Origin of the sequence: Noviluteimonas gilva (assembly GCF_009740395.1) — a bacterium.
In the GTDB taxonomy this organism is placed as follows: domain Bacteria; phylum Pseudomonadota; class Gammaproteobacteria; order Xanthomonadales; family Xanthomonadaceae; genus Noviluteimonas; species Noviluteimonas gilva.
This window is the reverse complement of sequence record NZ_WOXT01000002.1, coordinates 487208-514024: the sequence shown is the minus strand read 5'-3', so window position 1 is coordinate 514024 and position 26817 is coordinate 487208. Positions and strand designations below refer to the sequence as shown.

At 67.1% G+C, this 26817-nt stretch carries 25 protein-coding genes and 1 pseudogene; 6 read left to right on the top strand and 20 right to left on the bottom strand.

What is annotated here, in order from left to right:
• Window positions 1-32: 32 nt before the first annotated feature.
• Together GN331_RS09445 and GN331_RS09440 are read left to right on the top strand one after the other, a co-directional pair.
• Window positions 33-488: a guanyl-specific ribonuclease gene (locus GN331_RS09445; protein WP_425489284.1), complete on the top strand. Its 456-nt coding sequence runs from the start codon at window positions 33-35 to the stop codon at window positions 486-488.
• On the top strand, window positions 485-931 hold the full coding sequence (locus GN331_RS09440; protein ID WP_156641718.1) for a barstar family protein: 447 nt from the start codon (window positions 485-487) through the stop codon (window positions 929-931). Before GN331_RS09445 ends, GN331_RS09440 begins: the two co-directional genes overlap by 4 nt.
• A gap of 3 nt (window positions 932-934) precedes the next feature.
• On the opposite strand, the gene GN331_RS09435 is transcribed toward GN331_RS09440, so the two are convergent.
• The 6 genes from GN331_RS09435 to GN331_RS09410 form a co-directional block, all read right to left on the bottom strand.
• Window positions 935-2809 carry an ATP-binding cassette domain-containing protein gene (locus tag GN331_RS09435; RefSeq protein ID WP_156641717.1) on the bottom strand — a complete coding sequence of 625 codons (1875 nt, stop codon included), beginning with the start codon at window positions 2807-2809 and terminating at the stop codon, window positions 935-937.
• A gap of 25 nt (window positions 2810-2834) precedes the next feature.
• Entirely contained in the window at window positions 2835-4415 is a 1581-nt protein-coding gene (locus tag GN331_RS09430; RefSeq protein ID WP_156641716.1) for a protein adenylyltransferase SelO, read from the bottom strand.
• Between the two features lie 34 nt (window positions 4416-4449).
• Window positions 4450-4602 (bottom strand): hypothetical protein, encoded by a 153-nt coding sequence (locus GN331_RS09425; protein WP_156641715.1) that lies wholly within the window; start codon window positions 4600-4602, stop codon window positions 4450-4452.
• A gap of 42 nt (window positions 4603-4644) precedes the next feature.
• On the bottom strand, window positions 4645-5250 hold the full coding sequence (locus GN331_RS09420) for an alpha-ketoglutarate-dependent dioxygenase AlkB family protein (RefSeq protein WP_156641714.1): 606 nt from the start codon (window positions 5248-5250) through the stop codon (window positions 4645-4647).
• Between the two features lie 66 nt (window positions 5251-5316).
• Window positions 5317-7056 (bottom strand): M1 family metallopeptidase, encoded by a 1740-nt coding sequence (locus GN331_RS09415; protein ID WP_156641713.1) that lies wholly within the window; start codon window positions 7054-7056, stop codon window positions 5317-5319.
• A gap of 95 nt (window positions 7057-7151) precedes the next feature.
• Entirely contained in the window at window positions 7152-7304 is a 153-nt protein-coding gene (locus GN331_RS09410) for a hypothetical protein (RefSeq protein ID WP_156641712.1), read from the bottom strand.
• A gap of 92 nt (window positions 7305-7396) precedes the next feature.
• Here GN331_RS09410 and GN331_RS09405 point away from each other — a divergent pair, with 92 nt between their 5' ends.
• Window positions 7397-8569, top strand: coding sequence for an alpha/beta hydrolase (locus tag GN331_RS09405; RefSeq protein ID WP_156641711.1), 1173 nt, complete (start codon window positions 7397-7399; stop codon window positions 8567-8569).
• On the opposite strand, the gene GN331_RS09400 is transcribed toward GN331_RS09405, so the two are convergent.
• From GN331_RS09400 to GN331_RS09335, 14 genes are all read right to left on the bottom strand, one after another.
• On the bottom strand, window positions 8566-9186 hold the full coding sequence (locus GN331_RS09400) for an HD domain-containing protein (RefSeq protein WP_156641710.1): 621 nt from the start codon (window positions 9184-9186) through the stop codon (window positions 8566-8568). The two genes, GN331_RS09405 and GN331_RS09400, sit on opposite strands and share 4 nt — an antisense overlap.
• The gene (locus GN331_RS09395) at window positions 9183-9791 is read right to left on the bottom strand and encodes a GIY-YIG nuclease family protein (RefSeq protein ID WP_156641709.1); all 609 of its coding nucleotides are present in this window, start codon (window positions 9789-9791) and stop codon (window positions 9183-9185) included. Before GN331_RS09395 ends, GN331_RS09400 begins: the two co-directional genes overlap by 4 nt.
• A gap of 35 nt (window positions 9792-9826) precedes the next feature.
• Window positions 9827-11119, bottom strand: coding sequence for an RNA polymerase sigma factor (locus tag GN331_RS09390; RefSeq protein WP_156641708.1), 1293 nt, complete (start codon window positions 11117-11119; stop codon window positions 9827-9829).
• Window positions 11120-11184: 65 nt separating this feature from the next.
• Complete coding sequence (locus tag GN331_RS09385; protein WP_156641707.1) at window positions 11185-11571, bottom strand: type IV pilin protein; 387 nt, start codon at window positions 11569-11571, stop codon at window positions 11185-11187.
• 6 nt (window positions 11572-11577) lie between these two features.
• Complete coding sequence (locus GN331_RS09380) at window positions 11578-15201, bottom strand: PilC/PilY family type IV pilus protein (protein ID WP_197427066.1); 3624 nt, start codon at window positions 15199-15201, stop codon at window positions 11578-11580.
• 14 nt (window positions 15202-15215) lie between these two features.
• The gene (locus tag GN331_RS09375) at window positions 15216-15749 is read right to left on the bottom strand and encodes a pilus assembly PilX family protein (protein ID WP_156641705.1); all 534 of its coding nucleotides are present in this window, start codon (window positions 15747-15749) and stop codon (window positions 15216-15218) included.
• Window positions 15746-16762, bottom strand: a complete 1017-nt coding sequence (locus GN331_RS09370; RefSeq protein WP_156642037.1) for a PilW family protein — start codon at window positions 16760-16762, stop codon at window positions 15746-15748. Before GN331_RS09370 ends, GN331_RS09375 begins: the two co-directional genes overlap by 4 nt.
• 8 nt (window positions 16763-16770) lie before the next feature.
• Entirely contained in the window at window positions 16771-17232 is a 462-nt protein-coding gene (gene pilV, locus GN331_RS09365) for a type IV pilus modification protein PilV (protein ID WP_156641704.1), read from the bottom strand.
• Window positions 17232-17867 carry a GspH/FimT family pseudopilin gene (locus tag GN331_RS09360; protein ID WP_156641703.1) on the bottom strand — a complete coding sequence of 212 codons (636 nt, stop codon included), beginning with the start codon at window positions 17865-17867 and terminating at the stop codon, window positions 17232-17234. The genes pilV and GN331_RS09360 overlap by 1 nt, the downstream gene beginning before the upstream one ends.
• 105 nt (window positions 17868-17972) lie before the next feature.
• A complete protein-coding gene (locus GN331_RS09355; RefSeq protein ID WP_156641702.1) occupies window positions 17973-19430 on the bottom strand; it encodes a DHA2 family efflux MFS transporter permease subunit in 1458 nt (485 codons plus the stop codon).
• Window positions 19431-19455: 25 nt separating this feature from the next.
• On the bottom strand, window positions 19456-19896 hold the full coding sequence (locus GN331_RS09350) for a YciI family protein (RefSeq protein WP_156641701.1): 441 nt from the start codon (window positions 19894-19896) through the stop codon (window positions 19456-19458).
• A 130-nt stretch (window positions 19897-20026) separates the two neighbouring features.
• Window positions 20027-20290, bottom strand: coding sequence for a hypothetical protein (locus GN331_RS09345; protein ID WP_156641700.1), 264 nt, complete (start codon window positions 20288-20290; stop codon window positions 20027-20029).
• A 368-nt stretch (window positions 20291-20658) separates the two neighbouring features.
• Complete coding sequence (locus GN331_RS09340; RefSeq protein ID WP_156641699.1) at window positions 20659-22134, bottom strand: M61 family metallopeptidase; 1476 nt, start codon at window positions 22132-22134, stop codon at window positions 20659-20661.
• 61 nt (window positions 22135-22195) lie between these two features.
• Window positions 22196-23395 (bottom strand): low temperature requirement protein A, encoded by a 1200-nt coding sequence (locus GN331_RS09335; protein WP_156641698.1) that lies wholly within the window; start codon window positions 23393-23395, stop codon window positions 22196-22198.
• A 99-nt stretch (window positions 23396-23494) separates the two neighbouring features.
• Between GN331_RS09335 and GN331_RS09330 the strand changes: the two are divergent.
• The 3 genes and pseudogenes from GN331_RS09330 to GN331_RS09320 all read left to right on the top strand — a co-directional run bounded on the left by GN331_RS09330 (window position 23495) and on the right by GN331_RS09320 (window position 26810).
• A pseudogene (locus tag GN331_RS09330) lies at window positions 23495-24345 on the top strand (NAD-dependent protein deacetylase).
• Window positions 24346-24448: 103 nt separating this feature from the next.
• Complete coding sequence (locus GN331_RS09325; RefSeq protein ID WP_156641697.1) at window positions 24449-24835, top strand: BlaI/MecI/CopY family transcriptional regulator; 387 nt, start codon at window positions 24449-24451, stop codon at window positions 24833-24835.
• Window positions 24828-26810 carry a M56 family metallopeptidase gene (locus GN331_RS09320; protein WP_156641696.1) on the top strand — a complete coding sequence of 661 codons (1983 nt, stop codon included), beginning with the start codon at window positions 24828-24830 and terminating at the stop codon, window positions 26808-26810. Before GN331_RS09325 ends, GN331_RS09320 begins: the two co-directional genes overlap by 8 nt.
• Window positions 26811-26817: the final 7 nt, after the last annotated feature.

Sequence of the window (26817 nt, the reverse complement as noted above, 5' to 3'; positions counted from 1 at the left end):
ACGCCTTCACGGCAGGAACCATGCGACGACATCTGCGCAATCCGTGGGTCTGGGTGGCCGCCGCGCTGCTGTTCGCGCTGTGGCTGTTCTGGCCGCGCACCGTCAATTCGCCGGCACCGGGTGAAGCACCGCCTTCGGCGAGCGCACCTGCGGCAGCCGGCGGCGGCGGTGCTGTCGAGCTTGCGCGCAACGATGCGCCTGCCCTGCCCGCGTTCCTGCCTGCCGAAGCGCGCCAGACCGTCGCGCTGATCCAACGCGGCGGGCCCTATCCGCATCCGCAGGACGGCAGCGTGTTCCAGAATCGCGAACGCCACCTGCCCGACATGCCGCGCGGCTATTACCACGAGTACACCGTCGACACGCCGGGCCTGGATCATCGCGGCGCGCGCCGCATCGTCACCGGCGGCCAGCCACCGTCGACGTGGTATTACACCGACGATCATTACGATTCGTTCCGGTCCTTCGACGTAGCAGGAAGCGCGCAATGAGTGAGTCGGGTTGGGAACTCGGCCTGGCCGATGCCGACAACGCGGGCGTTTACTTCGTGACGACCGAAGACCTCGACACGCTCGGCGTCGCCGGGCGCGATGCCGGCCTGCAGGTCCGCCGCGTGGACCTGGAAGGCGGCGAGAAGCACCAGATCCTGCTGCGCATCGCCACCGCGCTCGATTTCCCGCGCACCTTCGGGAACAACTGGGATGCGTTGGCCGACAGCCTGCGCGATCTGTCGTGGTTGCCGAACGCGGGCATCGCGCTGCTGTTCGAAAACGGCGGCGCCCTGCAACAGGCCGAAGGCGACGAGTTCGACACGCTGCTGGAGATCCTCGAGCAGACCGCGCAGGAATGGTCCGAACGCGACGTGCCGTTCTGGTCGTTCATCGCGCTGCCCGAATCGGTGTTCGACGAGATCGACGCACAGGCGTCGGAGTAAGCCTCAACCCGCGTCGAGTTCCATCCACCGGCCGTAGGCCACATCCAACTGCGCCTGCGCTTCGGCGAGCTTGGCGTTGTGCGCGACGATCGCCGCGCTGTCGCGTTGGTAGAACGCGGGGTCGTGCATCACGTCGGTCAGTTGCGCGACCTGCGCTTCGAGTTGCTCGATGCGCGCCGGCAGTTGCTCGAGTTCCTTCTGCTCCTTGAAGGACATCCGGCGCTTGACCCCCTCCCCTGTTTTGACAGGGGAGGGCTGGGAAGGGGTGCTCTTGATCGGGTGCACAGCCGCCACGTTCTCCCGACGCTGGCGCACCCAATCGGTATATCCGCCGACGAACTCCCCCACACGCCCGTCCCCTTCCATCACCAGCGTCGAGGTCACGACATGATCGAGGAAGTCGCGGTCGTGGCTCACGAGCAGCAAGGTGCCCGGGTACTCGGCGAGCAGTTCTTCCAGCAATTCGAGCGTTTCGACATCGAGGTCGTTGGTCGGTTCGTCCATGACCAACAGGTTCGAGGGTTGCGCGAACAAACGCGCGAGCAGCAGGCGATTGCGCTCGCCACCCGACAGCCGCGTGATCGGCGCGCGCGCGCGCTCGGGCGTGAACAGGAAATCCTGCAGGTAGCCGAGCACATGCTTGCGCCGGCCGCCGATCTCGACGAAATCCTGGCCGCCTGAGACGTTCTCCATCGCGCTCCAGTCCTCGCGCAGCGACGCACGCTGCTGGTCGAAGTACGCGACTTCCAGCCCCGTGCCCGGCTTGACCGTGCCCGATTGCGGCACCAGTTCGCCGAGCAGCAGCTTGAGCAGCGTGGTCTTGCCGCTGCCGTTCGGCCCGATGAGGCCGACGCGGTCGCCGCGCAGGATCGTCGTCGAGAAATCGCGCACGAGCGCGCGATCGTCGTAGTCGAAATTCACGTCGCGCGCTTCGATGACCTTCTTGCCGGACGACTCGCCCTGCGCGACTTCCATCTTCACTCGACCCATCTGCTCGCGACGCGCGGCGCGTTCGTTGCGCATCGCTTCCAGCCGGCGCACGCGCCCTTCATCGCGCGTGCGGCGCGCCTTGATGCCCTGGCGGATCCAGGTTTCTTCCTGCGCCAGCAACTTGTCGAAGCGCGCACTTTCCTGCGCTTCGGCGTTTGCGCGTTCCTCGCGACGGCGCTGGTAGTTGTCGAAGTCGCCCGGCCAGCTCGTCACGTTGCCGCGGTCGATTTCCACGATCCGCGTGGCCAGCGCGCGCAGGAAGCGGCGATCGTGCGTGACGAAGACCAGCGCGCCGTTCCAGGACTTGAGGAATTGTTCGAGCCAGTCGATCGACTCGATGTCCAGATGGTTGGTCGGCTCGTCGAGCAGCAGCAGGTCGGGGGCGGACACGAGCGCGCGCGCGAGGAGCACGCGACGCTTCATGCCACCCGACAGGCGCGCGAATTGCGCATCGCCATCCAGCCCCAGGCGCGTGAGCGTTTCTTCGACCTTCTGGTCGAGCGACCATGCATGCGCCGCTTCCACGCGCGCCTGGATCTTCGCCAGCGCGTTCGCATCGACGACTTCGGCGTGCGCGACATGGTGGAATTCGGCCAGCAAGGCGCCCGCCTCGCCCAGGCCAGCGGCGACGACGTCGAACACGGTGCCGACCGCATCGCCGGGCACTTCCTGTTCCAGGCGCGCCACGCGGCGCCCGCCTTCGATGCGAACCTCGCCGTCGTCAGGCTTGAGGTCGCCGGAGAGCAGCTTCAGCAGCGTGGACTTGCCCGCGCCGTTGCGGCCGATGAGCGCGATGCGCTCGTTGGGTTCGATGGACAGGTCGACGTGGTCGAGCAGCAGCGGGCCGCCGACGCTGTAGTCGACGTTCTGGAGGGCAATCAGGGGCATCCGCCCATTGTAGAGGGTCGGCCCCTCAGGAGCTGCAGCTCAGCATCGAACAGCCCACCTTGGTCTTCGCCCATTCCGGCCGCTTGCGCGCAAAGCGCTCGTACTGGGGCTGCTCGTCGTAGGGTTTGCGCATCACGTCGAGCAATTCCACGACCCGGCTGTCGTCGCCCTGTTCGGCCAGGTCGATCGCTTCCTGCGCGAGGTAATTGCGCAACACATACTTCGGATTGACGGCATCCATGCTCGCGCGGCGCTCCTCCTCCGGCCTGCCGTCTTCCTTCAAGCGCGGCGCGTAGAGGTTGAACCAGTCCCAGAAGCCGGGCAGCACTTCCTCGCGATGCGTCGGGTCGTAATACGCGTGGGCGAACACATCGCCGGGGCCGTCCAGCTGCGCTTCGATGTCGGCGTCCGGGTCGAAGCGCGACAACGCGCGATAGAACAGCGTCATGTCCAGTTCGCCCACGCGCAGCAGGTCCTGCAACATCTGGTGTTGTTCGATGTCGCTGTCGCGCGCCTCGCGCAGGCCGAGCTTGCCGGCGACGTTCGCGCGATCGGCGGCGACGTACGCATCCATGAAGCGTTGCAGGCCTTCGTTCAAGGGCGCCACGTCTTCGCCGAACAGCGGCGAGATCGCATGCGCGAGCATCGTCAGGTTCCAGTACGCGATCTTCGGCTGCCAGCTGAAGCGATAGCGACGGCCGCCGGCGTCGGTGGTGTTGGGGGTCCAGTCCGGATCGAAGTCGTCGATCCAACCGTAGGGGCCGTAGTCGATCGTCAGGCCGAGGATCGACAGGTTGTCGGTGTTCATCACGCCATGCACGAAGCCCACGCGCATCCAGTGCGCCATCAGCACCGCAGTGCGTTCGGCGACGGTCGCGAACCAATCGCCGTACAGCGTCGTGCCTTGACCCCGCAGTTCGGGGAAGTCGCGCGCGATGCAGAAGTCGGTGAGGCTTTGCAGGCCTTCGAAGTCCTCGCGCGTGTACGGCAACTCGAAATTGCCGAAGCGGATGAACGACGGCGAGACGCGGCAGACGATGGCGCCGGGTTCTTCCTTCGGGTTGCCGTCGTACAGCATGTCGCGCACGACGGACTCCCCGGTGGCGACCAGGCTCAGCGCGCGCGTAGTCGGCACGCCGAGGTGGTGGATCGCTTCACTGCACAGGAATTCACGGATCGACGAGCGCAGCACCGCGCGGCCATCGGCGCTACGAGAGTACGGCGTCGGTCCCGCGCCCTTGAGTTGCAGTTCCCAGCGTTTGCCTTGCGCGTCGAGGATTTCGCCGAGCGTGATCGCGCGGCCGTCGCCGAGTTGGCCGGCCCAATGACCGAACTGGTGGCCGCCGTAATTCGCGGCGAAGGGATCCATGCCCGGCAGCAGCGTGTTGCCGCCGAAGACCTGCGCGAATTCGGGCGAGCGCACGTCGGCGTCGCTCAGCCCCAGGGTCTGCGCCATCTCGCGCGAATACGCGACCAGGCGCGGCGCGGCGACGGGCGTGGGTTTCACGCGCGACCAGGCGGCTTCGACCTCGCGGATGCCGGGGCCTTCCTGCGGGTCGCCGCGAAGCTCGGCGAGGAAGCGATTGTCGAATTTCAGGCTTTGCATCGCGGCATTGTGCCCGCGCATGCGAAAGACGGCGTCAGAACGGCCGCGGCAATCCGAGGAACGGCGCCGCCACCCACCACAACCCCACCAGCACCGCACCCCACAGCAGGATCTTGAACAGGACGCCGACCACCTTGAAGGCCAGCCAGATGCAAACGATCAGTATCAGGATCCCGACCCAGGTCATGCCCACTTCCGCGCTTTTTCGATTGCCGCCGAGCTTACAGGGTCACGCGTTGTCCTTGGGCGGACGCACGCGGAAGGCCAGGCTGATGCGCGGGCCGACGGCGTGCTTCGTCTTCGGGATGCCGTGGTCGTACGCCGATTGCATGGCGTGGCTCATCGACAGCAGGCTGCCGGGTTCCAGGTCGATGCGCACGACGTTGTGCGGCGGTTGCTTCGCGCGAATTTCCATGCGGCGCGGATCGCCGAGGGACAGCAGCACGATCGGATGACCGGGGATCAGCGTCGCGAGTTTGTCGTTGTGCGGGGCGACGCTGTCGTTGCCGTCGCGATAGAAGTTGAGCCCGACGTGCGTGAAAGGAACGCCCGTGCGTTCGCGCACCGCGGCGTGCGCGGCGGCGAGTGCATCGGGAAGGACGTCGGTGCCATCGAGCGCATATCCGCTGGTGAGTCGCGGCACGTCGACGATGCGGTCGTACATCGGGCGCTGTTGGTGGCGCCAGTCGACCGAGTCGCGAAGTTGTTCGAACCACGCCGACGCCCGCGCGTGATCGATGAAGTCCGGGTGATACCAGCACCCGCCTTCGGCGTCGTCGATGAGGGTGCGCGGGCCCTGGCTGAACAGGTCGCCTGCAAAATGCGCTGCATGCATGACGCGCATTTTCGCCCGGCGCGTCTCATCTCGTAAGACGCGCCGGCGTTGTTCCGTTCAGCGCGTTCAGCCGGCCGCGGCTTTCTTGCGCGCCTCGGCCTTCTCGCGATCGCTCTTGTCCTGCTGGAAGGCATCGATGTGCGGCAACTGGCGCAGCACCTTCGAATTCGGATCGAGCGTGAAGCTCTCGTCGGCCTTGATCGGCAGGCTGCCCTGCCCGTTCGCCATCGCAACCGTCTGCACCTGATCGCCGACGCGCACTTCGACCGGCATCGGGAACGGCTTGCCGCCGGTCTTCCATTCCAGCTTCAGCGTGTCGCCTTCGCGCGCGGCCACCAGTTCCGGCAGCGCGGGCTGATAGAGGTAGACGTCGAAGAACCACTGGTAGTCCTTGCCCGTCACCTTCTTCACCGCCGCGATGTAATCGGGCGTGTTCGCGTACAGCGGCTTGAAGTTGCCGGGGCGCGGATCGGTGCGGCCGTACACGGCCTGGCGCGTGACGTCGAAGAACTGCTTGTCGCCGATCAGATGGCGGAATGTATCGAGGACCAGCGAGGCCTTGTAGTAGATGTCGTGACCGGGGCCCTTCTCGTCGCTGTACACGTCGGCTTCGAGCATCGGGCGGCCGGCGACGATCGGATGCTTGTTGGCCAGCGTCGCGCGCTGCTTCATCAGGTTGGCCTTGTACTCCATGTCGCCGCGCAGCCATTGCATGTACAGCGGTTGCATGTACGTGCCGTAGCCTTCGTGCAGCCACATGTCGTCCCAATCCTTGTTGGTCAGCTGGTTGCCGAACCACTCGTGCGCGAACTCGTGTTCGAGCAGCCAGTCGTAACCGTATTCGGACTTCTTGTACTCGTTGCCGTAGGCGTTGATGGTCTGGTGTTCCATGCCCAGGTGCGGGGTTTCGACCACGCCCATCTTTTCATCGGCGAAGGGATACGGCCCGATGACTTCCTCGAAGAAGTCGAGCATCGGCGCGAACTCGGCGAACAGGCCCTTGGCCTTCGCCTCGTTGCCCTTCAGGTGCCAGAAGCGCAGCGGGATCGTGTTGCCGTAGCGCGACTTGTAGTCGGCCGACAGCAGTTCGTACGGCCCGATGTTCAACGAGATCGCGTACGTGTCGGGGTTCTTCGTGCGCCAGTGGTAGGTGCGCCAGCCGTCCTTCTCGTCCATGCCGACGAGCACGCCGTTGCCCGCCGACACCAGCGGCGCGGGAACGGTGACGTACTGGTCGACCACTTCGGGCTCGGCCATCGGATGATCGATGCACGGCCAGAACAGATCGCACCCGTTGCCCTGGATCGCGCTCGCGATCCACGGCTCGCCGGTCGGCGCCTTGGCCCACACGAAACCACCGTCCCACGGTGCGCGCTCGGCCACGTGCGGGAAGCCGTCGTACACGATGCGCAACACGGCCTTGTCGCCGGTCGCCAGGGGCTTGGCGAGCGGGATCGTCATGCGGCCTTCGGGGTTCTTCCAATCGGCGACTTTCGTGCCGTCGACTTCGACCGACGCGATCTTGTAGTTGCGATCGAAGTCGACGACCAGCGCATTGACCGGCTTGGTCGCGCGGAAGGTCAGCGTCGCATCGCCATCCAGGTGCTTGCGCGCGGGATCGACCTTGAACTTCAGGTCGGCCAGTTCGAACACCACCGCTTCCTGCTCGGGCGTGCGCGGCACGCCGGTCTGCAGCGTGAGGTGGGTCAGTTCGGGTTGCTTCGCGGGCGCGGTCTCGGCGGCGTAGGCCGGGGACGCGAGGGCGGCGATCAGGGCGCAGGGCAGCAGGGCGACGCGGAGGGACATGCGCGGGCTCGGGGAGCGAAAAGGATCGCGCGACGATGCCACACCGCGGGCCGCGGGGGCACCCTGCCTGTAGTCATAAGCGGGGGATGCAGGACTCAGTGCTGGAACAGCCCGGCCTGTTGCGCGTCGGCGCTCTCGACTTCGGAGGCGGTGCGGAACCCGGTGGCGCCCAATGCCGCGACCAGCACGGCGCAAATCGTGGCGCGTGCGGCGATGACGCGCATCCTGCGGCGGAGTCGACGGGTCATGCGGTGGGGTCCCCTGTGTGCTGGGGATGCAGGGTCGGGGAGCGGCCGTCGGGGCCGCGTGAAGCGCGCAGAAGCGGGCGTATCCTCGTTCCATGCGCAGGCTCGGCGCCCTGGTGTTGTGCGGATTGTTGGCGGCGATGGGTGCGTCGCGGGCTGCCGAGCGGCTCGACGACAAGATCGCCACGCAAGCCGATCCCGGGCAGCAATACGCGCTCTATCTGCCCGACGGTGCGTCTGCGCGCACCCCGCTGCTGATCGTGCTCGATCCGCGCGGACGCGGCGCGATGGCGCGCGATCTCGTCCTCGACGGTGCGCGTGCGCGCGGGTGGGCCGTGATGTCGTCCTGGCAGAGTCGCAGCGATACGCAGGAGGGCATCACTCTGCGCGCGCTCGATGCCTTGCTGCGCGAGAGTGCGCGCGTTCCACACGATCCCAAGCGCGTGTATCTCGCGGGCATGTCGGGCACGGCGAAGACGCTGTGGGTCGTGCAGCCGGTGTTGCGCGATCGCATCGCGGGCCTGATCGGCAGCGGCGGTGCACGACCGCCGGAATTGCCGGCGTTGCAGGGCGCCCCGCCCTTCTTCGGCTTCGCGGGCACCACGGACTTCAATTTCCAGGAGATGCGTGCACTGGACGACGCGCTCGCAGGCACACCGCATCGCTTGCGCGTGTTCGATGGTCCGCATGGTTGGCCCGCGTCGGATGGCTTCGTCCAAGCGATCGCGTGGATGGATCTGCAGGCGATGCGTGCGCAGCGAATTCCGCGCGACGAGACATTGATCGACGCGCGCATGCGAACGTGCGCGCAGGAAGCGACACCCGATCCTCTCGATCGTTGGCGTGAGCTCGATGCCTGCGTGCGCGACCTCGACGGCCTGCGCGACACCGCACCGCTCCGCGCGCAAGCCGCCGCCCTCGCCGCGTCCGCCGACGTGCAGCGCCTGCGCAAGCTGGAAGCCCGCCTGCGCGACGAAGAAGCGCGCCAACGCAAGCGCTTCGACGAATGGCGCACGCGCTTCGGCGCGCGCTTCGTCGAAGGCCGCGAACAACCGCCGCCATCGCATGCGACCACGGTGCGCGAACTGCGCATCGCATCGCTCCGCAAGCGCGCAGCCGACGCCGATCCGCGCATCGCGCAATCCGCGCGCCGCCAACTCGCCTGGATGCACGCGGGCGCCGCATCCTACCTCCCGCCGACCTTCGCCGACGATGCGCAGCGTCTCGCGGAGTTGAAACGCCTCGCCGACGCCACCGCCCCGCCCTAGCGCTTGGTGGTGATCGCGCGACGCAGGTTGTTGCGGGCGCTGGCGTCGAGCCGCGCGTGGAAGAAGTCGCTCAGGTAGATGCGTTCGCGCGCGAGCAAACCCTTCAGGAAGCGCTTGCGATTGATCGCGAACATCCAGCCCGGCACCACGCCGCGATATTCCGCCGTGATCCCGCGGTCGTAGGCGTCGAACACCGCCGGCGCCGCGCCCAGGATCGCCATGTCGCAATCCAGGAACAGGCGCGTGTCTTCGTCCGGCACATCGCCGGGCGACAGGGTGCCGTGCCGTGCGGTGAGTTCGATCAGGTGCGCGATGCGATCGATGTCGAGCCGGTCCATCGGCCATCGCGCGAGATCCTCGCGTGCAACCGTCGCCGAACGCGCTTCGTTGTCCTTCGCGCCCGCGACGTAGATCGCGTCGTGGTACACCACCGCGAACGCGACCTCGCGCGGATGCACCCAACCGGGGCCACGCGCCACTTCGTCGTAATGCCGCAGCACTTCGCCGACGTGGTGCAGGTCGTGGTACGCACGCGGCGGCGTGGCGTAGGCCTGCGCGATCGCCGCCGCCTGGTCGGGCGGCAGCGGGAACGGCAACAGGGCAAAGGCGTCGCTCATCGTGATGCACGATGCCAGCGCAGCACCACTTCGGGCAACCATGGCGCCAGGTCGATGTCGAGCGCGTCGAAGGCGCCGAGTGCGTCGCGGACGGCGGTTTGCGCGCTGGTGGCGCCGAAACCGCCGGGACGCGGCGTTTCAAGATCCTCGACACCCAGCGCGCTGGTCCAGTCGAACAACAGCTCCGCGCGCGCTTGAAGCGCTGCCTGCAACCACGGGCGCAGCGGCGCATGGCGGGTGTAGCCCTCGCCTTCGAGATCGCGCGATGCGGCTTCGAGGACGTCGTACGCGCCGCGATACCACTCGCGCGCGCCGCCGGCGTCCTCGCGCATCGTCAGCGGTCGGGGCGCGTTGTACGCGTCGAGGTCGCGGCGGAAGCGCAGCTCAAGGCGCCGTGCGTCGGGCACGCTCTCGGTTTCGACGGTGAACGCGCGGTCCAGGTCGAACTGTTCATACCAACGCGGGTGCAACTGCTGCAGGCGCGCGAGCGGATCGCGCGAGAAGCCGAGCTTCAGCAGATCCTCCACCACGACCGGCAGGACGTAGAGATGACAGCGGCCGCGGCTTTGCGTGCGGCCCGCGGGATCGCGGCGGTCGATGGGCATGGCGCGATGCTCGCGCGTGCGCGATGGACGCAGCGTCAGGGCGTCGTGGCGGCCGCGCGACGACGCAGCAATTCGGCCTCGCGCTCGTTGCGCGCGAGATCCGCGGCGCGTTCGAACTCGGCGCGCGCTTCGTCGACGCGGCCGAGCTTCTGCAGCAAATCGCCGCGCACGCTGGGCAGCAGGTGGTAATCGCGCAACTCGCGCGCATCGACGATCGCATCGACCACGTCCAGTCCCGCCTGCGGCCCGTAAGCCATCGCGACGGCGACCGCGCGATTGAGTTCGACCACGGGCGAGCCCATGCGCGCGGCGAGCACGTCGTACAAGCCGGCGATGCGTGGCCAGTCGGTGTCCTGCGCGGTGGGCGCGCGCGCGTGGCATGCGGCGAGCGCGGCTTGCAGCGCGTACGGACCTTCGGCGCCGCCAAGGCGTTCGGCGTGGCGCAACGAGGCCAATCCACGCTGGATGTACAGGTGATCCCAACGCGTGCGGTCCTGGTCGAGCAACAGGATCGGCGTTCCATCGGGTTTCGTGCGCGCGCCGATTCGCGAGGCCTGCAATTCCATCAGCGCGAGCAGGCCGTGCACTTCCGGTTCCAGCGGCGCGAGCGCGACGAGGATGCGGCCCAGGCGCAAGGCTTCGTCGCACAGCGCCGGGCGCATCCAGTCGGTGCCGCTGGTGGCGGCGTAGCCTTCGTTGAAAATCAGGTACACCACGCCGAGGACGGCGGCCAGGCGCTCGGGCAATTCGTCGCGACCCGGTGTTTCGAACGGGACGTTCGCCTCGCTCAGCGTGCGCTTGGCGCGCACGATGCGTTGCGCGACCGTCGGCTCGGGCACGAGGCAGGCGCGCGCGATTTCTTCCGTCGTCAAACCGCCGAGCAGGCGCAGCGTGAGCGCGACCTGCGCGTCGCTGGACAACACCGGATGGCACGCGGTGAACACCAGGCGCAGCACGTCGTCGCCGATCACGTCGTCGGCCGCGGTTTCCGGATCCGCGGCAAGCAGCGCGGGCTGCCAGTCGTCGTCGTGATCGATGGTGGTCTGCTTGCGCGCGTGCAGCTGGTGCTGGCGCATGCGATCGATCGCGCGACGCTTGGCGGTGGCCATCAGCCACGCGCCCGGTTTGTCGGGCACGCCGCTGGTGGTCCAGTGTTCGATCGCGGCGAGGAAGGCGTCCTGCGCGAGTTCCTCGGCCAGGCCGACGTCGCGCACCATGCGCGCCAGGCCCGCGATCAGCCGGGTCGACTCGATGCGCCAAACCGCGTCGATGGTGCGGCGGACGTGGCCCTGCACGTCGCGCGCGGTGTGGTCGTTCGAAACATCCATGGGCGGCGATGACACCACCGCCGCCCCGGTCACGCAACCGGCGATTGCGTTGAACGCAGCCGGTTCTACCAGCAGCCCGATGTCGTCGGGGTGCGCACGTTGCGGTTGGTGAGCGTCATCGTGCCGCACTTGTCCTTCTGCTGGGCGCCCAACGGCCGCGCGCGCAGCGTGAAGCTCGTCGCGGCGGGCGACCCGGTATCGAACTCGATCGCATAGTGCTGGCGCACGTCCGCCGAGCAATCCGGCCAGCCGCCGCCCTGGTAGGTCATGGCCGTGGTGTAGTAACGCTCCAGCGCGCCGGCGGCCTCGGTGAGGCAGCCCTGCGCGGCGGCGCGGCGCGTCTTCATCGTGGCGAAGCCGTAGCCCGCCACGGCCATCGCCGCGAGGGCCGCGACGATGCCGACGGTGATCATCAGTTCCAGCAGGGTGAAGCCGAGCGCCTTACGTTTCATGGGTCATCAGTCCTTGAGGATTTCGCGCCACATCACGCGACGGGGATCGCCACCACCCGGCTGGACCTTGGCCGAATCCACCGAGCCGTCGGTCTTGCCGAAGAAGATGCGATCGCCGACGAAGACGACCTTGGTCGGGCTCGCGCCCGTGCTCATCGAACCCACGCCCACCTGCACCGGCCCGTTCGGGGTGTTGATGGTGATCGTGTCCAGGTTGGTGAAGGCGCCGTCCTTGTTCATGTCGAAGAACGGTTCGGCCAGCGCGGTGCCGGTGAAGGCGTCCACCGAGTTGATGAAGCCCGAGCCGCCGGCTTCGCACGTGGAGGCCGTCGGCGGAATCATCGTCGAGGTGACGACGGACGCACCCTTCAGCTGCGGACGGACCACGATGCGTTCGCCCGCGGTCGGGTTGTTCCAGTCCAGGTACCAGCCCTTCTTGCCGGAGGGCAACGGCGCGGTTTGTTCCAGCGCGCGGTAGATGCGCCCGTTCACCGTCGTGGTGCCGGCGATCGTGCGTGCCTGCAACTGCGACTGGATGACCGTGGCGCCTTCGTCGATCACGCCGTACAGGGTCTGCACGGTGTTGTCGCTGACGTCGCCGATCGTGAGGTAGCTGCCCGTGCCGAAGAACACCCACTGGCGACCGTCCGCGGGATCGCGACCGACGGCGATACCCGCGGTGATCGGCTGCCCGGTGCGCGTGCGATACAGCGGCTGGCCGCCGTTCGCGAGGGCCCAGCTGCCCGCCGTCGCACCGGTGAAGTCGAACTTCCACAGGTTGCCGTTCTTGTCGCCGGCGTAGATGTAATCGGTGGTGCCGTTGCCGTCGATGTCGCGGGCGCGCGGGTCGAACAGCGCGTTGTCGCCACCCGAGCCGGTATCGATCTTCTTGATCACCGCACCCGTGGCGACATTGACGATGAACAGCACCGAATGACCATTGGTGCTGTTGAGGCCGTTGCCGATCATCACCGCCTTGGTATTGGTCGCATCGTTCAGCGTGATGATCTGCCCTTCGCCGATCACCATGCCCATGTCGCCGCCATCGTCGCGCAGCTCCCACAGCACGTTGCCTGCGGCGAAGCTCGAGGGCGTCGTCACGTCCAGGCCGAACAGGCCCTTGCCGCCGCGGCCGAGCGCGCCGACCAGGTAGTTCTTGCCGGGGGTCTGCTTGAAGCTGGAGACCATGACCGGACCATCGACGAAGTACTTGTGCGAGTACTGCGGATCGCTGAGCGTGGCCAGGTCGGCGAAGTTGAGGCCGCCGGGCACGAAGGCGAACAACTCGGCGCCGGTCAGGGCGTTGAATGCGTGCAGCATGCCGTCGTTGGCACCGACGAAGAGCGTCTTGGTGTCGCCGGAATACATCGGCGAGGAGTTGACGATGTCGCCGAGCAGCGAGTCGCGGTTGCGCTGCGTGCCGCCCATGCGGCGTTCCTGCGACCAGTCGCCCTTGATGTAGTTGACGTTGTTGGCGCCGGTCACCGGCGCGATGCCGGTGGTGCGCGCGAGCGCGGTGGTCTGCGTGGTCGTCGGGAAGGTCTGGCCGCCGGTGCCGTTCCAGGTGAACACCTTGCGCCCGGCGTAAGCGATCTGGGCGGAGGATTTCCATGCCGGCACGGCCGACAGGCCCGAGCTCGACGCATCCCACGCGCTCATTTCGCCGATCCACTTACCGGAGACGTAGGTCGCCTGGTAGATGCGCGAATCGGTGGTGAACGAGGTGGAGTTGGCGGTCACGTTCGATGCCGAACCCAGGCGCGCGGCCACGGTGGCCAGCGCGTCGACCATCGCCTGCGCGAACTCGCTCGGGTTCTTCGCCGTCACGAAGTTGCCGTGGCCGTTGACCGAGGCGTGCCACAGGTCGTCGATGCGGTCGGCGTCTTCGGTGTCGGTCGGGTCGCCCCAACGCTTGGTGCCGTTGGTGATCGAAGGAAGATCCACGGCGGGGTTGAGGTTGCCCTGCAGGCCGATCGACACGCCCATGGTGACCATGTGCTGCCAGAAGGCCTGGTCGGCGTTGGAGGTCGGCACGTTGTTGGTGAGCGCGCTCATGAGGTCGCGCTTCCAGTAGTACATCGCCACGTCGGCGAGCGTGTTGCCGCGCGTGCTCGTGCCGCCCGAGAAGTTGTCGCGGTACGGACTGGCGATGGCGTAGCTGTAGGTCTGCGAGTTCGGGCCGGTGATGCTCGGGCCCGCGGTGCCGTCGGCGTCGCCGACCGGATTGTTGTAGCCGCTGTTGTCGTTCCAGTAGCCGTCGGTGGTGAGGATGGCGAAGTTCTGGCGGCAGCTGAGCTGGTTGGCGCCCGTCTCCGGGCCCCACGGGCCGGTGGCGGAGGCATCGGAGAAGTATTCGCCCGCGCGTTGCAGCGCGCCCTTCAGCGGCGTGCCGTTGTTCGCGTCGGCGGCGTGCAGCGTGGTGAACCATGCATTGCGGTTGGTACCGCTGAACACACCGTTGTTGGTGCCGACCGGGATGTTGAGCGGGCTGCGGTTCCAGATCGAGTCGTAACCCACGCGCAGCGAGCTGCCGGCCAGGCGGCTGAAGGCTTCGCTCGCGCCGGCCTTGGCCACCTTGATGCGGGTGCGGTGGTAGGAGTACCAGGTCGCGTAGTTGACCAGTTCGTTCGACAGCGAACGCTGCACGAGCGCGTTGGTGGAATCGCGGTACTGCGGCGTGGACGAGGTGCAGTTCACCCAGTCGTTGGAGCCGTTGGTACCGCCGCCGCCGCAGCGGTTGCTGTAGGTGGCGTTCCAGGAGAAGGCGACGTTCTTGAAGCCGGAGGCGGCGTTGAAGATGACGTACCAGGTGCCCGGCGTCGGGTCGTTGATGACGCACGATTCGCTGTTGCTGGTGCCGTTGATCGAACGGCAGTCGTAGACGGTCGTCGACGGCGTGCCGTTGAAGCGCACGTACATCTGCGCACCGTTGCCGCTGCCGTTGGACTGGCTGCCGTTGGTGCCGAACGAGCCGCCCGACGAGGTGACCGTGAGCTGCGAGGCGTTGGCGGGCACCGTCATCGCGATCGCGGTGGTGTTGTTGCCCGTCGTCGTCGTCGCCAGCGTCGAGGAACCGGAGTTGGTGCCCGACACGACCGTGTTGTATTCGGCGCGCACGATGTCGCCGCCGGCCGGGGTGATCTGGTAGCGGTAGTACGAACTCGTCGCGCCCATGTTCGTCGCGCCATCCTTCGGCGCGTAGAACGTGCGGGTGGCCGAGCCGAGGTTGGTCGCGCTGCTCAGCTGGCTGTCGTCGGAATACGCGCTGGCATACGACGTACCGCCCGTGTATCGGGTGTCGTCGGCCTTGATCCACGCCTGGTAGTTGATGCTTGGGTTGTAGTACAGCGTGTTGCGCGTGTACGCGGTCAGTCCCACGTTGACCGGCGTGGTCGTCGGCACTTCGCTCGAGCTGCTGGCGCCGGGCATGAAGTCCCATGCCATCGAACCGGAGTCGTCGAGGATGAAGCGCACGTTCGCCGGCGGATACGCGGTGCCCGATTGCAGCGGCACGTCCGGGATCGTGACCGCCACGCTGGGCAGCGCGATCATCGTCGTGCAGAAGGCGAAGACCAGCGCGGTCAGGCGCGCGTTCTTCGGGCGGGAATGTTTGACGGTCTGGGCAACCATGGCCATGACTCCGTTCAGGGCACTGCGTAATTGGTCTGGAGCATCACCGACGAGCGACCTGCGGCCTCGCTCAACGCGGTGATGCGATATCGGCTTTCGGTGCCGGTGCATGTTGCGTTCGGGTCCTGGTTATCCAGGCACTGCCCTTTCGCCTCGACGTTGACCGCGATCAACTCGACGATGTACTTCGCGCCGACCGAGTGCGTGCCCATGTCGATGTCGACCACTTTGGCCGTGTTCCAGTTGGCCGCCGTCTTCCAGCGCGGTGCATCGGTCGGCGCCGGAATGGCGCACAAGCCGTTGAGGCAACCGCTGCCGGGCACCGGGGGCTTGCCCGATGCGAACTGTTCGCCCTGGCGCAACGCGGCCTCCGCCGCCTGGAAGCTCGCGCTGCGGTCGGCCATGTTGGCGCTCATGCGCTCTTCCATCAGCGTCGAACGCAGGCTGACGAGCGCCAGCATCGACATCACCAGCAGCAGGATGAGCACCACGACCAGCGCGATGCCGCGCTCGCCGTTGCGGGATGGGATCGAAGGAATGCGGTTCATGTCAGTCGGTTCCGCAAGGTGACGGTGTGTTCGAGCCGTCGGGTGATGGGTTCGTGGGTCGTGCCGTCCTGGTCGACTTCGACGACCAGCACGATGCGCACGGCGATCACGTTGCCCTGCGCCCACTGGGCCGCCGACACCGACGCCGCCGGGACGTAGTCGTTGCCGCCGGCGAGCAGGTAGCTCAGTTCCATGTCCTGCACGCCGTCGGCGATTTCCTGGAACTGCGGGCTCGGCGCGCCGTTGACGTTGACGATGGTGGATTGGTAGAGCGAGCGACCGCCGCGTGCGTTCGCGCCGATGTACCAGCGCGACATGCGCACGTGCGCGATCTGCGAGAGCGCGGGGTACATGTAAACCGTGCCCGTCATCGAGCACGAGAGCGGGAACCCCATGCCCGTCGTGCAGTTGCCGGGGACGAACGTACCGGCGTAGGCCGCCTGCAGGACGTTGCTCGTGCCGTTGGAGGCCGCAGTGACCTGGAACACGGTCGCCTGCTTGAAATCGCAGACCAGCGCGATGTCGCCGGTGCGGAAACCGTGGTTGACGGTGTTGACCGTGAACTGGCCGGTGGTGTGCGTCACGACGCCGACGCTGTCGGCCAGGCCGGCCTTGAGTTCGACGGCATCGGTGCCCGCGATGCGCGCGGGGGCCGTGGTGCCGAACGAATCGCCGGGGAACGGGGTCGCGCCGTCGAAGCCGCGGATGCGGTTGTCGAAGTTCGTCCACCAGTTGGAGTTCGTGCGCAGCACGTTGACCGTGTCGACGTTGGCTTCGCACACGTTGCCGGCCGACTCGCGCATTTCGCGCGACATCACCTCATAGGAGGTGCGCACGTTTTCCTGGATGCGGCCGAGGTGTTCGCTGGTGCTGTAGACCTGCTTGTTGGCGAGGAACATCGCCAGCGCCGCGGCGGTGACGATCATGCCCAGCACGAGCGAGATCATCAGCTCCACGAGGGTGAAGCCGAGGACGGCGCGCGGTGCGCGGATGTGTCGGTTGCGAATGGGCATGTCGGTCCTCACAGCTGCGTCGTCGTCTCAACGAATTCTTTGTCGCTGCCACCGGCGCGCGTGTCGTCCCACGACACCTTGATCTTGCATTCGCGCGCACCGCACGTGATCGTTCCGCACGCGCGCGGACCAAGGACGTCGACGCGCTGCATCGTTTCCATCCAGTGGTGCAGATCGTTGGCGACGATGTCGCCTGCATCCGGCACGGCGCACGTTTCCGGGATGTTGTAGCGACCCTGCACCGCAAGGTCGTCGTTGGCGCGCATCGCATCCAGGATCGCGTAGGTCTGCGCGACCGCCTGGCTGCGTTCCAGCGCGCTCTGGCTGTTGCGCAGCGCGGTGAGTTGCATCGCGGCGATGCCGAGCAGGCCGAAGGCGAGCACGACGACGGCGATCAGGACTTCCACCAGGCCGACGCCGCGTTGCGTGCGGCGCGAGGGCGGGCGGCGATTGGAGGCGATCTGGTTCATCAGGGATTCCCGGGAGCGGCGCAAACGCCATCGGTGTCGACGCGGGTGACGGACATGCGGCTGCCGACACCGATCTCGATGCGGCGGACGTTCTCCGCCGGGCGACCGACCGGCAGGCACACGTCGATGCGGCCGGTGGCCATGTCGTTGTTGGGCGGGCTGCGGGCGAAACCGTCGGCGCGGAAGGTCACCTGGCTGCCGTTGGCCGTGGCCAGGCTGGCGCTCGGCAGGATCCGCACGTTCGGCGGCAGCGTGCTCTGGCGCACCAGCGTGTCGGTGCCGGTGTTGTAGAGGTCGTTGCCGTTGATGTCGATGTAGGTGATGAACCCCGTCGCATCGCTGGCGTTGGCCGGGGCGCAGGTCGGCGTCGTCGACGTCGGGTTGCGGCTCAGGCACAGCGTGGTGCGGTGGTTGAAGCGCATGGCTTCCATGCGCGCGGTCTGCAGCGACGTCAGCAGCTCATTGGCCCCACCGGCGAGGCGGTTCGAGTTGATCGTGCTCTCGAACTGCGGAACGGCCACGGCCAGCAGGATGCCTGCCACCACGATCGTGACCATCAGTTCGATGAGCGTGAACCCGGCCGCAGTTTGGCGCGGCGCGAAAACGCGTCGACGTGCTTGAAGGATCTCCCCCACGCTGCCTTCCCCTTAGAGGCGAGCTAGTGGGCGTATTAAGCCTGCGGCATCGTCCCGAATGGAAGAGATCGCGGCTCCACTGATCAGTCCTGTGACGACCGTTCGTCACTCAACGGCTGCTTGATCCCCTGCCGGCAGCCCTGCCCCGTGTGAATCCGTGACGGGCGTCCGAACTCGGATCACGACCCAACCGATGAGGGCCGCGGAGGCCGCGCACGCCGCGCCGATGACGAAGGCCACGTGGTATCCGCCGTTGAGGGCGGTCACCGCATCGGCGCCCGCCGCCTGCAGCGACGCGGTGCGTGCCGAGGCCAGGCTCGCGAGCACGGCGAGCCCCAGGGCGCCGCCCATCATGAAGGACGTGTTGACCAGCCCGGAGGCCAGGCCCGAATCGGCCGGCGACACATCGCTCATCGCCGCGAGCAGCACCGGATTGAACGCAAGCCCCGCGCCGATGCCGAGCAACACCATCCCCGGCAGCACGTGCGTGGTGAAGTCGCCCGCGACCGGCGCGGCCGCGAAACACGCAAGCCCCGCGGCAGCGAGCAGCAAGCCGACCGCGAGCGGCCCGCGAATGCCGAAGCGCATGACGATCTTCGCCGACAGCCCGAGCGAGAACGCGGCCATGATCAGGTTCGCCGGCAGGAACGCCAGGCCCACCTGCATCGGCCCGTAGCCGAGCACGAGCTGCATGTAGAGCGCGGAGAGGAAGAACCACGCGAACATCGCCGCGGCCCACAACACGCCGACGACGTTCGCCGTGGCGACGTTGCGCAGCTTGAACATCGACAGCGGCATGAGCGGTTCGCGCACGCGCGCTTCGATGACGAGGAACACACCGAGCAACACGATCGCTGCGGCAAGCAGGCCGAGCGTCGTCGGCGACGTCCATCCGGCTTCGTTGCCGCCGACGATCGCGTACACCGCGAGCATCATGCCGACGGTGACGGTCACCGCGCCCGCGACATCGAGCTTGCCGCCGGCCGCATGCCCGCTGCCGCCCGGCAACAGGCGCAGGCAGAGGAAGAACACGATCGCGCCGATCGGAATGTTGACCAGGAAGATCCAGTGCCAGTCGAGCGCGCTGGTGAGCAGGCCGCCGAGCAACACGCCGACGCTGCCGCCGCCGGCGCACACGAAGCCGTAGACGCCCATCGCCTTCGCGCGATCGGCCGGTTCATGGAACAACATCATGATCAGCGACAGCGCGACCGAGGTGACCACCGCGCCGCCGAAACCCTGCACGGCGCGCGCGATCACCAGTTCGGTCTGCGAGGACGACAACCCGCACCACAACGAGGCCAGGGTGAAGGCCACGATGCCCGCGAGGAACAAGCGCCGATGCCCGTACAGATCGCCCAATCGCCCACCCAGTAGCAGGAACCCGCCGAAGGTCAGCAGGTACGCATTGACGACCCACACCAGCGAGGCGTCGTTGAACTGCAGGTCCTGTTTGATCGACGGAAGCGCGACGTTCACGATCGTCGAGTCGAGCACGATCATCAGCACGCCCAGGCACAGCACCATCAGCGCGAACCATCGGCGGCGGGCATCGAGTTGCATGCGCGGGTTCCATGTCCTGCGTGGATTACTGGCGCGACGCGTTGCGCGCGGCGGCCTCTTCGAACAACTGCTTCTCGCGATCGCGCAATTCCTGCGGCATCACGTCGCCGAAGTCTTCGGCTTCGAACAGCGGGCGGATCTCGATGTCCGAATCTTCGTTCGGCATCGGATTGGGGCAGCGCTTGACCCACTCGATGGCTTCTTCCATCGAACGCACCTGCCAGACCCAGAACCCGGCGACGAGCTCCTTGGCTTCGGCGAACGGGCCGTCGGTGACGGTGCGCTGCTTGCCGGAGAAGCGGACGCGCGCGCCGTCCTTCGAAGGCTTGAGGCCATCACCGGCGAGGAGGATGCCGGCCTTGACCAGCGCCTCGTTGTACGCGGTCATCTCGCGCAGCAATTCTTCGGTGGGCAGGGCGCCGGCTTCGGAACCGGGCGTGGCTTTGACGATGACCATGACGCGCATGGGGAAACTCCTTGTGGTTGGGGGTGACGACAAGGACGACGAACGGGGGTGGCGCGGATCGACATGGAAGCACAAAAAAAGACGGCGGCCTTTCGGCCGCCGTCCTCGTGTCGCTTGTTGCCTGGGCCGATCAGTTGGCCGGGGCAGCAGCCGTCGAAGCGGCGGCCGGAGCAACGGCGGTCGACGCGGCCGGGGCCGTCATCGAAGCGGCCGGCATGGCGGTCGACGGCATGGCCGGGGTCATCGGCGCAGCCGGGGCGGCCATGGTGGCCGGGGCAGCGACGGTGGCCGAAGCGGCCGGAGCGGCTTCTTCGTTCTTCTTGCAGCCAACCAGGGCCACGGCGATCAGCGCGCCACAGGCCAGGGCGAGCTTGGTCTTCGTTTCGTTACGCATGGAGTCCTCCTCGTCCGGGCACTTCGCCCGAGGGTTAATCTTGCAGGAATACGGGATCTGTCGTGATGTTCGCGTTGTCCCCCGCGGGTCATGGCCGCTTCCACCCATGTCCGGCCATGCAATCGTCGAACGCATCCTCGCGCGGTTTACCGACATCGAGGTCGCGGGTCTTCGAATCGCAATCGGCTTGCGCGGTGTCGAAGGGCGTGGCGCCTTTGCCGGTCCAGCCGCGCTCGTGAGCGCAACCGAAGGCAAGGGACGCAACGACCAGGATCGACAACACACGAAAGCGCATCGGCGGACACAAGGTAAGCGGCCGGCGCGCATCCTGCCGGAATCCGCGCCCATTTGTAATCCCCCTCCCCCCACTATTTCGTACCTTGGGGCCCCTCCGGCACGAAAATCGCATCGAACCGCATGCGTTCGGCCTGCCCGGCGCCGGGTTCGCGGCTGACGTACATCTCTTCGACGAAGCTGTCCATCCGCAGCCCGAGTGCTGAAAACGCGGGGCGAATGTCGAAATCGCCGGTGCTCTCGACCGCCTGGGCGAGGAAGGGACGGAAGTCCGAATCGGTCAACTCGCCCGCAATGCGCACGATGTCGTCCAGATCGTAGGTTTGACCCGCCTGGCCGAACTGGCGGCGCATTTCGCGCAACAGATCCGGCAAACCGACCCGATCCGCGCTGCGTTTGCGCAACTCCACGTCGAGCGCCAGGGCCGCCAGGCTCCCGCCGCCGTAGACCAACTGGCGATTGGGCTGCTTGTCCTTGCCCGCCTCGCGCACGGTCATCGACAGTCCCTGCGCATGGCGGGCGATCAGTGCGCGGCGCGGCACGTTCTCCAGGCGCTTGAACAACAGCGGCGCGTCGATCAGCCCGTTCTTCGCGAGCGTGGCGATGGTCAGGTAATCGGTCGCGCCTTCCTTGAACCACTCCTCGTGCCAATCGGTCGGCACGATCGTCAGCCCGTTCCAGAAGTGCAGCAGCTCGTGCGCCATGACATAGCCCCAGATCACCTCGTTGCGCGCGTCGGCATCGCCCTGGATGAACTGGCTGAAGCTGCTCGCGAACGCGCCGCCATCGCCGCTCGCGTCCTCGTTGATGACGATCAGGTACCGCTTTGAGCGCGGCGCGCCGCCGAACAGATCGAAATAGCTCTGGAGCTGCGTGCGCAACAGGCGTTCGAAACGCGGCTTCGCAGGCAGGTAGCGCTTGCCGAGCACGAGCGTGAGTTGCACGCCGCCGGCTTCGAACGTGCTCGCATCCGCGGTGCCGAGGAACAGGGCATTGCTGGTGAGTTCGCGGCGCGAAGCGACATCGAACGTGCGCGCGTCGACTTCCGTCCAGGGCGTGTTCGCACGCCACCCTTTCGGCAAGTCGAACGTCACGCGGATCGGATCGGCGAAGGCCACGTCGCCGTCGGCGAAGAACAGCGCCGCACCCGTGACCATCAGGCCTTCGTCGGTGCGATAGCTGACCTCCTCCATGCCCGCGGGCCAGGGATGGGTGTCGTGCTCGAGCTTCACCGTGTAGTCCAGGTGCAACCGGCGCTTGCCCTGCACTTCGAAATCGCCGCTGCCCAGGCTCTTCAGCGCGACGGGCGCCCCGCTCGCATCGGTGACGCGCATGTTTTCGACCAGGTCCGCCTGCCCGTTCGGCAAGCCGTCGGCCGACATGATGTTGAACATCGAGAGCACGTCGCTTTCCTGCCAGACATCGGCGACGACATGCGCGCGCCAGGCTTTGTTGTCGATCGCCACCCGATAAGTGTTGGGTTGTCCGTCGCCGGCCATGGCGAAGGACGACAGGCAAAGCAGGCACAGCGCGAGGACAAGACGCAGCATCGGGGCGATCCGGACGGGTTCCACCAACGGATACTGCGCGCGCCGGCCCGGTTGCAGGGCCTCATTCGTCGCCGAGCAGGGCTTCGGCGACCTTGCGCACCGCCAACGATTCCCAGATCGCGACCACCAGCAACGCACCGTTGGCCAGCAGCGCCACGTGCAGCGGCGTGAGGACGTGCGTAAACGTCGGCCAGGCCAGCAGACCGAGCAGCCCCAGGCCGACCAGGTGCGACAAGGGCGGCGCGCGGCGGTCGTTCGTGATCCATTTGAACGTCGCGTTGCCGACCAGGTAGAGGATCGGTCCGCCGAGGATGATCGCCAGTTCCAGCCTCTGCCCGTGATGCGGATGCGCGATCACCAGCTCGTCCGCGACGGCGCACGCGATGATGCCGCCGACGATCAGCACGTGCACGTAGGTGTAGGCCGAGCGTGCTTCGCGACCCGGATCGTCCGCGCGTTCGATGCGTTTGGTCGCGCGCTTGGCGCCGGTGTCGAAGTAGATCCACCACATCAGGATCGTGCCCAGCACGGCGTTGACGAACCCCATCGACGTCGCACGACCCCATTCGCGCGCGGCGAAGGTCATGCCGGTGACGAGCAGGGATTCGCCGAGCGCGATGATGATGAACAAGGCGCAGCGTTCGGCCAGGTGCGCGCCTTCGACATCCCAATCCTCGATCGACGATTTGCCGAGGCCCGGCACCCAGAAATACGAAATCGGCGCGAGCGATTCGATCAGCAGCGCGATCGCCCACCACACCATGCGTGCGTCGTGCGTCGTCATCGCGCCCGCGATCCAGAACGTGGAAAACACGACGGTCCACACCAGGATGCGTTGGAAGTTGCGCCGCATGTGCACCGGTTCGCGACGCACGGCCCACAGGAAGAACAACGTGCGCCCGACCTGCAACGCGGTGTACGACAGCGCGAACAACAACCCGCGCGAATCGAAGGCCTTCGGGATCGCGATCGACAAGCCGATGCCGGCGAGCATCAACAACAGCAGCGCCAATCGCACCGGGATGCGTTCGGGATCCAGCCAGTTGGTCACCCACGAGGTGTCGATCCACACCCACCACACGCCAAGCAGCAGCATGCCGACCTGCAGCAGCCCACTCAGCGAGAGGTCGGCCACCAGCGTGTGCGAAAGCTGGGTGACCGCAAAAACGAAGACGAGGTCGAAAAACAGCTCGACCATCCCCACCTTGCCGCTGTCGGCGGCATCGCGCGAGCGCAACAGGGAGGGACGGCGCTTGCGCATTCGGCGGCTCGCGGGCGGGAGGCGTGGCGATCATGCCGCAGCGGCCGTGGCGGCCATGCTCACGTCGCGCGCGCGACAATCCCTTCGAACAGGACAGACATGACTTCCGAAGCACACGCCCTCGCCGACTGGTTGCATGCGCATCGACGCGTGTTCGTGCTGACGGGCGCCGGATGCAGCACCGCATCGGGCATCCCCGACTATCGCGATCGCAACGGCGACTGGAAGCGCAAACCGCCGGTCACCTACCAGGCCTTCCTGCATGAACCCGCCACGCGCGCCCGCTATTGGGCACGCAGTCATGCCGGTTGGCCGATGGTCGCGCACGCGCGGCCGAACGCCGCGCATCGCGCGCTGGCCGCGCTCGAACACGACGGACGCGTCGAACGCCTCGTGACGCAGAACGTCGATGGCTTGCATCAACGCGCAGGCAGCCGCGATGTCATCGATCTGCACGGACGCATCGATGCGGTGCGTTGTCTGGCGTGCGGCGCGTTGTCTTCGCGCGATGACGTGCAACAACAACTGATCGCGCGCAATCCCGAATGGACGCAGGCCGTCGACGCCGCGATCGCGCCCGATGGCGACGCGGACCTCGACGCGATCGACACGACGACCTTCGTCGCACCGCACTGCGATGCGTGCGAAGGCCTGCTGAAACCGGATGTCGTGTTCTTCGGCGAGACGTGCCGCGCGATCGCGTGTTCGATGCGCAGGCGGCGTTGCAGGCGAGCGATGCGATGCTCGTCGTCGGTTCTTCGCTGATGGTGTATTCGGGCTATCGGTTCGCCGTGCGTGCCCGCGAGGCCGGCCTGCCGCTGGCGATCCTCACCTCCGGCACGACGCGCGCCGATGCCATCGCCACGCTCAAGCTCGATGCCGACAGCGGGCAAACCCTCGGCAACGCATTGAAAGCGCTGGGAATTCAGGACACCGCGGACGCCGCCTAGTCCGATCCGGCCCATGACTTCCTTCATAGACAAAATGGTCTAGACAACTCGGTCTAGTCGGCGTAGCGTGCCCACTATCGCTCCAACGCACAGCGCCATACCGATGACCGACCGCAAGCCCACCGCCGCCGAACTCGACCTGCTCAACACGCTCTGGCGCATCGGTCCTTCGACCGTGAAGGACGTCCACCAGGCGATGCAGGAAGACAAGCCGACCGTCACCTACGCCAACGTGCTGCGCCTGGCGCAGGTCATGCACGGCAAGGGCCTGCTGGTGCGCGACGAAACGCAGCGCTCGCACATCTATGCCGCGGCGCAGGCGCAGGACGCGCTGCAGACGCACCTGCTCACCGATTTCATCCAGAAGGCGTTCGCCGGTTCCGGCAAGGGGCTGGTGCTGGCGGCGCTCAACGCGCACGTCTCGGACGCCGAGCGCGACGAGATCCGCAAGTTGCTCGACGCCACCAACGAGGGGACGCACGATGCGTGACTTCATCGACCAACTGATTCCCGCGATCGGCGAGGCCCTCGTCGATTTCACCTGGCAAGGGGCGTTGATCGGCGCGCTCGCCGCGTTGTTGTTGCGCGTCACGCGCCATTCGAAGCCGCAGGTGCGCTACGCGATCACCTGCCTTGCCCTGCTCGCCTGCGCGTTGCTCCCCATCATCAGCGTGCTGCGTTCGTTGCTCGATTCGGCGCCCGACACGCTCGCGTTCCAGGCCTGGGTCGCCGACGGCACGGTGCGCAACATCGCCGGAGACGACGCGCCGCTGGATTGGCAAGCGCGCCTGGCCACGATGCAGCCGATGATCGTCGCGCTGTGGGCCGCGGGCGCGAGCGTGTTCTGCCTGCGCACGCTGTTCGGCGTGGCGTGGGTGCAACGCATGCGCCTGTCGCCGCAGCCGCCGCTGCAGGCGCGCTGGCAGTCGACGCTCGATGCGCTCGCCACGCGCTTTCGCATGCGCGGTGTTGCGCTGCGCCTGGTCGAATCGCTCGATTCGCCCGTCGTCGCCGGTTTCTGGCGCCCGGTCGTGTTGCTGCCGATGTCGGTGGCGTTGCGCATGCCGTCGGAACTCGTCGAAGCGCTGCTGGCGCACGAACTCGCGCACGTCCGCCGCCACGACTATCTCGTGAACCTGCTGCAGCGTGCGGCCGAAGCGCTGCTGTTCTTCCATCCCGTCACCTGGTGGTTGTCGCATCGCATTCGCGTCGAACGCGAACTCGTCGCCGATGCGATCGCCGCCGATGTCATCGGCGATGGGCGCCGCCTCGCGGTCGCACTCGCCACGCTGTCGGATCTGCACGCCACGCGTCCCGCCCTTCCCCATCTCGCGCATGCCGCCCACGGAGGCCACCTGATGTCCCGCATCCAGCAATTGCTTCGCCCGCAACCGCGCCATCGCCTGCCCGCGGGGCGGATCGCGCTTCCCGTGATCGGCATTGCCGCGGCGTGCATCGCGTTCTATGCGCAGGCGCAGATCGGAAAGGCGTCGGACGTCGCGCCGGTCGCCGCCGAAACGCCCGCCGCTGCACCGGCGGCGCCTGCGATCGCTGCCGCGCCTTCCGCTGCTGCTGCGCCGTCGATCGCGCCGGCCGCGGAAGCAGCGCCTGCGGCCGCGCCGTCGCCCGCGGCAACCGCCGCACCCGCCGATGCAGCCGCGCCCGTCGCCGCACCGTCGGAGCCGGGGCCGTTCGCGCAGGTCCATCGCTATGGTCACGACGACAACGCATGGGCGCTGGTGCGCAAGGGTCGCGACGGTTACTCGATGTCCGGTTCCACCGACGACATGGACGACATCGATCTCGCCAGGCGCAGCCTGCAGCGCGATTTCATCTGGTTCCGCCGCGACGGCAAGGCGTTCGTGATCGACGATCCGTCGCTCGTGGCCCGCGCGCAGGCCGCGTGGAAGGACAGCGACGCGCTGGGCAACCGCATGTCCGCGCTCGGCGACCAGATGGAAGTGCACGGCAAGAAGATGGAAGCGCTCGGCGCGCAGATGGAAACGCTGTCGAAGACGCACGTCCCCTCGCCCGCCATGCAGGAAGCGCAGGAACGCATGGGCGCGCTCGGCCAACAGCAAGGCGAACTCGCCGGCCGCCAGCAGTTGCTCGCGATGAAGCAACGCAAGGCCGATACCGACGCCGAGCAGGACGCGCTCGGTCGCGAAATGGACAAGCTGGGCGACGAGATGGATGCGCTCGGCGATCAGATGGACGCACAGGGCAAGATCCTGGAGCGCGAATCGCAGAAGCTCGAGCGCAACCAGGAACCGATGGAACGCATCGGCGCGCAGATGGAAGAAGCCGCCAAGCCGATGGACGCCCTGGGCAAGCAGATGGGCGAACTGGGCAAGCAGCAGGAAAAGCTCGCCAAGAAGGCCGAGAAGGACCTCGACGTGTTGATCGGCGAAGCGATGCAGAAGGGATTGGCGAAGCCCGCCCCCTTCGCGCGCTCCGCGCAATAGCGCAGCA

Bases quoted from the DNA above. Each gene is read 5' to 3' on its own strand.
- GN331_RS09325 (WP_156641697.1), top strand. From the start codon at position 24,449: ATGACCGACCGCAAGCCCACCGCCGCCGAACTCGACCTGCTCAACACG.
- GN331_RS09425 (WP_156641715.1), bottom strand. From the start codon at position 4,602: ATGACCTGGGTCGGGATCCTGATACTGATCGTTTGCATCTGGCTGGCC.
- GN331_RS09390 (WP_156641708.1), bottom strand. From the start codon at position 11,119: ATGGATGTTTCGAACGACCACACCGCGCGCGACGTGCAGGGCCACGTC.
- GN331_RS09405 (WP_156641711.1), top strand. From the start codon at position 7,397: ATGCGCAGGCTCGGCGCCCTGGTGTTGTGCGGATTGTTGGCGGCGATG.
- GN331_RS09420 (WP_156641714.1), bottom strand. From the start codon at position 5,250: ATGCATGCAGCGCATTTTGCAGGCGACCTGTTCAGCCAGGGCCCGCGC.
- GN331_RS09410 (WP_156641712.1), bottom strand. From the start codon at position 7,304: ATGACCCGTCGACTCCGCCGCAGGATGCGCGTCATCGCCGCACGCGCC.
- GN331_RS09320 (WP_156641696.1), top strand. From the start codon at position 24,828: ATGCGTGACTTCATCGACCAACTGATTCCCGCGATCGGCGAGGCCCTC.
- GN331_RS09335 (WP_156641698.1), bottom strand. From the start codon at position 23,395: ATGCGCAAGCGCCGTCCCTCCCTGTTGCGCTCGCGCGATGCCGCCGAC.
- GN331_RS09345 (WP_156641700.1), bottom strand. From the start codon at position 20,290: ATGCGTAACGAAACGAAGACCAAGCTCGCCCTGGCCTGTGGCGCGCTG.
- GN331_RS09375 (WP_156641705.1), bottom strand. From the start codon at position 15,749: ATGAACCGCATTCCTTCGATCCCATCCCGCAACGGCGAGCGCGGCATC.
- GN331_RS09440 (WP_156641718.1), top strand. From the start codon at position 485: ATGAGTGAGTCGGGTTGGGAACTCGGCCTGGCCGATGCCGACAACGCG.
- GN331_RS09395 (WP_156641709.1), bottom strand. From the start codon at position 9,791: ATGCCCATCGACCGCCGCGATCCCGCGGGCCGCACGCAAAGCCGCGGC.
- GN331_RS09435 (WP_156641717.1), bottom strand. From the start codon at position 2,809: ATGCCCCTGATTGCCCTCCAGAACGTCGACTACAGCGTCGGCGGCCCG.
- GN331_RS09355 (WP_156641702.1), bottom strand. From the start codon at position 19,430: ATGCAACTCGATGCCCGCCGCCGATGGTTCGCGCTGATGGTGCTGTGC.
- GN331_RS09415 (WP_156641713.1), bottom strand. From the start codon at position 7,056: ATGTCCCTCCGCGTCGCCCTGCTGCCCTGCGCCCTGATCGCCGCCCTC.
- GN331_RS09340 (WP_156641699.1), bottom strand. From the start codon at position 22,134: ATGCTGCGTCTTGTCCTCGCGCTGTGCCTGCTTTGCCTGTCGTCCTTC.
- GN331_RS09400 (WP_156641710.1), bottom strand. From the start codon at position 9,186: ATGAGCGACGCCTTTGCCCTGTTGCCGTTCCCGCTGCCGCCCGACCAG.
- GN331_RS09385 (WP_156641707.1), bottom strand. From the start codon at position 11,571: ATGAAACGTAAGGCGCTCGGCTTCACCCTGCTGGAACTGATGATCACC.
- GN331_RS09380 (WP_197427066.1), bottom strand. From the start codon at position 15,201: ATGGTTGCCCAGACCGTCAAACATTCCCGCCCGAAGAACGCGCGCCTG.
- GN331_RS09350 (WP_156641701.1), bottom strand. From the start codon at position 19,896: ATGCGCGTCATGGTCATCGTCAAAGCCACGCCCGGTTCCGAAGCCGGC.
- GN331_RS09430 (WP_156641716.1), bottom strand. From the start codon at position 4,415: ATGCAAAGCCTGAAATTCGACAATCGCTTCCTCGCCGAGCTTCGCGGC.
- GN331_RS09370 (WP_156642037.1), bottom strand. From the start codon at position 16,762: ATGCCCATTCGCAACCGACACATCCGCGCACCGCGCGCCGTCCTCGGC.
- pilV (WP_156641704.1), bottom strand. From the start codon at position 17,232: ATGAACCAGATCGCCTCCAATCGCCGCCCGCCCTCGCGCCGCACGCAA.